The 7526-nt window shown below is 26.0% G+C and carries 10 protein-coding genes; all 10 read left to right on the top strand.

Features of this window, described 5'->3' with window-relative positions; genetic code table 11:
- A partial coding sequence (locus ACTHW2_RS08730) for an MBL fold metallo-hydrolase (protein WP_442199830.1) occupies positions 1-666 on the top strand: 666 nt, incomplete at its 5' end.
- A 93-nt stretch (positions 667-759) separates the two neighbouring features.
- On the top strand, positions 760-981 hold the full coding sequence (locus ACTHW2_RS08735) for an AraC family transcriptional regulator (protein ID WP_442263562.1): 222 nt from the start codon (positions 760-762) through the stop codon (positions 979-981).
- Positions 982-1043: 62 nt separating this feature from the next.
- Complete coding sequence (locus ACTHW2_RS08740; RefSeq protein ID WP_442199829.1) at positions 1044-1370, top strand: GNAT family N-acetyltransferase; 327 nt, start codon at positions 1044-1046, stop codon at positions 1368-1370.
- A gap of 208 nt (positions 1371-1578) precedes the next feature.
- Positions 1579-2148, top strand: coding sequence for a YdcF family protein (locus ACTHW2_RS08745; RefSeq protein ID WP_442199828.1), 570 nt, complete (start codon positions 1579-1581; stop codon positions 2146-2148).
- Positions 2149-2292: 144 nt separating this feature from the next.
- Entirely contained in the window at positions 2293-3048 is a 756-nt protein-coding gene (locus ACTHW2_RS08750; protein ID WP_442263563.1) for a class I SAM-dependent methyltransferase, read from the top strand.
- A 28-nt stretch (positions 3049-3076) separates the two neighbouring features.
- On the top strand, positions 3077-3967 hold the full coding sequence (locus tag ACTHW2_RS08755) for an alpha/beta hydrolase (RefSeq protein ID WP_442263564.1): 891 nt from the start codon (positions 3077-3079) through the stop codon (positions 3965-3967).
- 27 nt (positions 3968-3994) lie between these two features.
- On the top strand, positions 3995-4831 hold the full coding sequence (locus ACTHW2_RS08760; protein ID WP_442263565.1) for a class I SAM-dependent methyltransferase: 837 nt from the start codon (positions 3995-3997) through the stop codon (positions 4829-4831).
- A gap of 30 nt (positions 4832-4861) precedes the next feature.
- Positions 4862-5554, top strand: a complete 693-nt coding sequence (locus ACTHW2_RS08765) for a 5'-methylthioadenosine/adenosylhomocysteine nucleosidase (protein WP_442263566.1) — start codon at positions 4862-4864, stop codon at positions 5552-5554.
- 40 nt (positions 5555-5594) lie between these two features.
- A complete protein-coding gene (locus ACTHW2_RS08770; protein ID WP_442263567.1) occupies positions 5595-6095 on the top strand; it encodes a GNAT family N-acetyltransferase in 501 nt (166 codons plus the stop codon).
- A gap of 129 nt (positions 6096-6224) precedes the next feature.
- Positions 6225-7403: an erythromycin esterase family protein gene (locus tag ACTHW2_RS08775; RefSeq protein WP_442263568.1), complete on the top strand. Its 1179-nt coding sequence runs from the start codon at positions 6225-6227 to the stop codon at positions 7401-7403.
- Positions 7404-7526 lie beyond the last annotated feature (123 nt).

Genomic DNA, 7526 nt, shown 5'->3' on the forward strand with positions numbered 1-7526 from the left:
AGACCTGTTCTAGGATATGTTAAAGGTGATAAATATACATTGGCTATAGATGCTGGAAATTCAAAAAAACATGTAAATGAATTCTATGATTCTATAGAAAAATTAGGATTTAAAGAACCTGATTATACAGTTATAACACATTGGCATTGGGACCATACATTTGGTATGCATGCCATTTCAGGAAAATCAATTGCATGTGATTATACAAATAAGAAATTACTTGAAATGACTAAATGGGATTGGTCTGATGAAGATATGGAGAATCGCTTAAAATCTGGGGTTGAGATTGAGTTTTGTGATAAACATATTAAGTTAGAGTATGAGGATAGAAATGATATTAAAATGGTAACAAGCGATATAATATTTGAGAAAAACCTAATCATTGATTTAGGTGGTGTTCATTGTATCTTAATGCAAGTTATGGCCCCTCATTCACCTGATTCAGTTTTGGTTTATATACCAGAAGAAAAAGTGCTTTTTGTTGGAGATGCCGATTGTGAAGATTTTTATCATGGAAATGGAAAATATGATAAACAAAAATTAGAATCATTTATTGATATTATAGAAAATATTGACTTCGATAAATATGTTATAGGTCATAGCAATTTTGAAACTAAAGAAGTTGCTTTAAATTATTTGAAGGATGCATTAAATAAAATTTCATAAGAAATTTGTTCTTATTTATTGTTTATAGCAAGAATGGAAAAGAAATATAGTTTGAGAAGATATATATTATAATTACCATGTGGAACAAAGAAGGTGAATAAATTGGAATCAAAATCTATTATATTTGATAGCCTAAAATATATCGAAAAAAATATTAATGAACCTATAGTTTTAGAAGATATTGCTAAAAATGCTGGTTACTCATTATATTATTTTTCAAGAATGTTTAAAAATGAAATCGGATTATCAGTTATGGAATATGTAAAGGAACGAAGGTTAATTAAAGCTTCAGAAGAAATAATAATATGCATCTGATCCTGAAGTGGTTAGATACATGGAATTAAGACCTAATAAAATAGAAGATACCAAATTACTTATTGATAAAGCCATTCAAAATAAAAAAGACAAAGAAAGAAATCAATATATCTAGTCCAACAAATGCAGAAGGCTGGCTAGGATATTGTTTTAATAAAAATTATTGGGGAAAAGGATATGGAACTGAAACAGAAAGAGCATTAGTGAAATATGGATTTAATAAACTGAATTTACATAGAATATATGCCACTTGTGATCCTGAAAATATTGGTTCATTAAATATATTAAAGAAAATTGGAATGAAAAAAGAAGGTCACTTAATAGAAAACAAGTGGCAAAAAGGAAAATGGCGTGATTCTTATGTATATGCAATTCTTGAATATGAATAGGGGTATGAAGTTTGCACAACTGTTTTTGAAAATGATGAAATTTATAATTGATTATTAAACCATAAGAAAGATTAATTAGTAGCTTATGAGTATAATGTATATATTTCACATCATCAAATATAGCAATCATTGTATACTCTAAAGAACAAATTAGTATACTTTACTAACCTCTTTAGTGGACACGAATTATTACAAACTGGAGGATAAAATGAAGAAATCAATTGATAGTATTACAAACTTTATTTTTATGGAAGATGAAATAGAGCCTGCAGATATAATATTAATACCAGGAGGAAGTCATAGACATTTAATGGAGCAAGCCGCAAATTTGTATCATAGAGGCTTAGCAAAATATATATTACCTTCTGGATCATTTAATAAAAAAATACCACAATATGAATCAGAATGGGAATTCTTACGCAATATAGGAGTAGAATTGGGAGTACCTGAAGATGTAATTTTAAAAGAAAATAAAGCAACAAATACATTTGAAAATGCACAATTTTCTTATGAAGTTATAAAAAAACATAGAATTAAAGTAGATAAAGTAATCTTAGTTTGTAAAACATTCCATGCAAGACGTGCTTATTTAACATATAAAATAAAATTCCCATCATCAGTTAAATTTTTTGTTTCACCTGTCATAGATGGAAAAGATATTCGAAATGATAATTGGTATTTAGATGTAAATAAATCAAGTATAGTTATGAATGAGGTAATAAAGATAGGAAGATATTTTGAAAAACACATACCTAATTTAAGTGAGAATAATGAATAATGTATTTGATTTTATCTTTAGTTTTCTGTAATTATAGTAAAAGTAAGAAATAAGTTTTTAATTAAATGTATCTGAGATGTTAAAGTTATATAAACTAGATTTCTAATGTAACTTTTCGGTAAAAAAATAAGAGGAGTATATATAATGAATTATAAAAAGTTAAAAGAAGAATGGAAGAAAGAAGAACAACATACATTTAAGGGCTGGGATTTTTCACATATTGATGATAGATATGATAGTGAAGAACTCCCTTGGGTTTATAAAGAAATCATATTAAATCACCTCAAACCATCTGATAAATTATTAGATATGGGCACAGGTGGTGGAGAATTTTTATTAACTCTGAATCATACTTATGAATTAACTAGTGTTACAGAAGCCTACCCACCTAATGTAGAATTATGTAAAAAGGAATTATCTCCCATGGGAATAGAAGTAAAGCAAGTAATAGAAGATAGTAATATCCCTTATTCGAATGATAAATTTGATATTGTAATTAATAAACATGAATCTTTTGATGTTAAAGAAGTGAAAAGAATATTAAAAAAAGATGGTTTTTTCATAACACAACAGGTCGGTGGAAAAAATAATAATGATTTATCAAGTAAATTAATTGATAATTTAGAAATTAAGGATTCAAAGCATAATCTAGAAAATAATATTAAATTATTAAAAGAGGCGGGTTTTGAAATATTATATACTAATGAATATTTTCCAAAAAATAAGTTCTATGACATAGGAGCTTTAGTTTATTTTGCTAAGATAATTGAATGGGAATTTCCTAACTTTTCTGTAGATTCATGTTTTGATAGTTTATGTAAGTTACAAAAAGAGTTAGAGGACAAAGGTTATGTTACGGGTACAGAGCATCGTTTTATTATAGTTGCAAAAAAGAAATAAAAATATAAATATTTGAAGGGGAAATATTATGGAGCAATATTTTATAAAGATAGAAAGTACTAATGTTAGAATTAGTGAGTGGGGGAATACCAATAATCCTACAATCATTTGTATTCATGGTCTTGGGAGTACAAGTCTAAGTTTTATAGAATTAGGGGAAATGCTAAAAGATAAGTATCATATTATTTCTATTGATTTACCAGGACATGGTAAAACCACACCCTTTAAAAGTGATGAAGAATATGAAATGTTAAATTTAAGCAGATGGTTAGATAAAGTAATAGAAAAGATTGAAGAAAATAATTTTTACTTGTTAGCACATTCATGGGGGGCAGATATTGCACTTCATTATGCATCTAAATATGTACATAAAATAAAAAAACTAATATTATTAGATGGTGGATATTATATAAAGAAAGAAATATATGAGTTTTTTTCTGACAAACTTATAAATGGAAATTTAGAATATACCTCTATTTGTTCATTACAGGATGAGATAGATTATTATTATAAAGATTTTGATGAGTATGTTTTTAATAACTTACAAGATCATATTGAAGTTGAAAAGAATAATTATATGCGTTGGTCCCCCTTATTAGAGAAAGCAGCAAAAGATTTAGTAATAAAAGAAGATGGTAAATACAAATATCATTCAAAAGGGATTACTGCAAGAGGAGCTATTAAAGGCATGTATAATTCTCCACCAAATCTTATTTATGATAAATTACCTAAAGATATACTATTATTACAATGTACCATGGATTCAAGGGAATATTGGAATGATTTAAGAAACGTTTTATGTAATAATTTTAAAGAAAATACTAATGCCACTGTAAAGAAAATTAAAAGATCTTCTCATATGATACATTGGGATAATCCTAATGATATATTTTATGAGATTGTAGAGTGGTTTAAATAAATTAATGTTTTATTTAGGAGGAAATATATGAGTCAGGTAACTAATACTAGAAACTTTTATAATAACTATGCTTCAAAAGAATGGGATAGATTAGATAAAACCGCATATGATAAGTTGAATTATTTATTACATATGGATTTTGTTTCTGAATATTTGAAGGAAGGTATAGATATATTTGATGTAGGTTGTGGTGCAGGAAGATTTAGCGTGGAATTTACAAAAATGAATTGTAAAGTTCACCTATTAGATATCTCAGATGAACAATTGAAAATAGCAAGAAGTAAAATTAATGAATATGGAGTAATTGATAACTTAAAATCAAGTGTTAGAGGAAACATAGAAAATATGAATATCATAGAAGATAATAAATTTGATCTTACAGTATGTTATGGTGCTCCTTTGAATTATTTATATGATAACTATCAAGAAGGAATCAAAGAATTATACCGAGTTACTAAACCAGGAGGTAATATAGTAGCAAGTGTAAATAGTAGACTAGGTGTTATAAGAATGGTATTAGGAAAAGAAAAATTTGATATAAATGAATTTATGGGTAGACCTGATTATTGGTTTATAGATAGTGTTGTAGACAGAGGAGATTTGCCTGAGCATCCAGAAGTTTCTCATCCTCCAAGACATATGTTTAATGCTCAAGAACTAAAGAAACTTTTTAAAGAGATTGGATTTAAAGATATAGAACTAGCAAGTAGCCCTAGTGTAATTTCTGGATTAAGAACTAAAGCAGATAAATTATATGAAAATGAAACAGCATGGAAAACTATGGTTGATATTGAACTTAAATCATATAAGAATGAGTATTTGGCTGATAGTGGAGAATTTTTAATGATTAGAGCAACAAAATAATAAAATTAGTTGTAAGAGGAAGGGTTAACTATGATAGGAATTATTGCAGCAATAGATGAAGAGATTAATTTTTTTATAAAAAATACTAATGTAATAGAAACTATTAAAGATAATAATGTTGTTTTTTATCATTTAAGGAAAGAGAATAAGGATATTATTTTAGCAAAATCAGGAGCTGGAAAAGTTAATGCTAGTATGACCGCAACAAAAATGATTGATAAATATAATCCTGAATTAATAATTAATACAGGAATAGCGGGAGGACTAAAACCTGCAGAAGTAGGTAACTTTGTAATAGGAAATAAACTGGTATATTATGATGTAAACATGTCTTCTCATAGAAGTAAACATCAACATGGTAAAGTGCGAGGTCTGCCATTAGAATATAAATCTGACAGTACTTTAGTAGCTAAATTTCATAAGTTTTTTAATGAAAGAAAAATACCAAATCTTGTAGGAACTATTGCAACAGGAGATTATTTTGTTAAAAGTAGTACATATTTAGAAAATATAAGTAAAGAAGTAACGAATATTTTAGCAGTTGACATGGAATCAGCAGCAATTGCACAAGTATGTTATTTGCACAACATTCCATTTTTATCTATAAGAGCTATATCTGATATAATTACGATAAATTATAAAGATGAAGAATTTGCACTTAATATTAAAAATGTCTGTGGTGAATTGGGAAAGCAGATTTTGGAATATATTTGTAGTATATAAATAGTATAAATATAATATTCAAAGAATAGGAGACTAAAAAATGGAACTAAGGATTTGTGATAGCAAGTATAAAGATATTGTATCACCTATGATTGTAGAATTAATGAATTATCATCGTAAATTAACTAAAGCACCTGAGGAATACTGGTGTACAATCGAGAAAGGTGAGCAAACATTTAACTCATGGTTAAAAGAAGGAAACATTTATTTAGCTATGGAAGATAGAGACGTTATTGGTTTCTTTTATTTAGAATTTGGTGGAGATAACGCTGCATGGCTTGAAGATTTATATATTCTTAAAAAATATAGGAAAAAAGGATTAGGGAAAAAAGCTATGTCTCTTCTTGATAATATGTTGATTAATGAAAATGTTACTGCATTATTTGTAGATGTAATACCTCGAAATATTAGTGCAATAGAGTTTTATAGAGAAATTGGATTCGATCATTTGAATATGATCCAGTTAAGAAAGAATTATGATTCAAGATTAAATAAAAAAGATTCAGTAGAAATATTAGGTTATAATTTTAAGAAGTATTAATTACTTTATAAATGAAAATTAATGGGGGATTTGATGAAAAGATTTTTAATTTCAATATTAATTTTATTTTAATTATTAATTGGATGTAACAATGAAAACATAGAACAATCCTCATCTAGTGAAGATGAATTGGTAAAAGAATATTTAAAAGAAAATCATAGTAAGATAGACTTAAAAGATGAAAATAGATTTAAAGATTTAGAAATTATAGATTCAGATTTAAAAGGAAAAGAGGTATTCTTTACAGCAGAAATTCATGGGGTTAAAGCTAATGCAGAATTAGAAATGAAGTTTTTAAAATACTTTAAAGAAAAAACAGATTTCAAATATTATTTATTAGAAAACTCTTATAGTAATGCCTATTTTATAAATAAATATTTAGAAACAGGCGATATTCAAATATTAGAAGAAATATATGAGCCACTTAAAGGTACATTTGCATGGAATAAAAGTAATTATAATCAGTTTAAAAATTTATATGAATATAATAAGAGCTTACCGGAATCTAAAAAAATTAAGGTGCTAGGTGTAGATATAGAGCATTCAACAGATAATGCATATAGATTCTTATTAGATATTTTACCTGAAAAAGAAGTTCCGGATGAAATAAAAGAAAATATAGAAAATATTCAAAATACATTTGAGAAAATAGATAATCCTAGAGATCAAGTAGCATATGAATCTTCACTAGAATTACAAAAAGATATATTGGAAAAAGAAAGCATTTATAAAAAATATCTTGGAGAAGATTTTTTTGGGTTTGAATTTGTAAATAAAAATGTAATATATGCATTTGAAGCTTATAAATATCAAGATGATTATTTTAATTGGAATAATACTAGAGATAAAATGATTTATAAAAATTTTGAAGCTGTTAGAGAACAATTACCTAAAGGAAAATATTATGGACAATGGGGAATGAATCATACTTATCAAAGTGAAGAAAATCATTTAAACTGGTTTGGTTCATATTTAAATCAAGAAGAATCAGAATTTAAAGATAAAGTATTAACTATAATATATAATTATGATAATTGTAATCAGATGAATATTTCAAAAGACAGAAGCTATGAAGAACATAAGTTTAATCTTATTTTTCCGGAAATTAAACAAACAAATGATTTAATAGATAATAATATAACTATATATAAATTAAATAGTAAGGGAACACCTTTTTCTGATATAAAAATGTCTTCCGATTTCAATAATGAAAAATTAGAAAAAAACATGTTAGAATTTTTTCAATATATTGTTGCTATAAAAAACTCTGAATCAACTGAACCACTTAGAAATAGAGAAACAGAATGAAAATATGTTAATAATAATATTAAATAATCTCTTGAATAAACTTATTTAAGAGATTATTTTTTTATAGTATATATCCAATAAACAAGATATATGCTATACTAATAAAATAAACATATTGTAGAA

This window comes from Tissierella sp., assembly GCF_052089545.1.
Taxonomy (GTDB): domain Bacteria; phylum Bacillota; class Clostridia; order Tissierellales; family Tissierellaceae; genus Tissierella_A.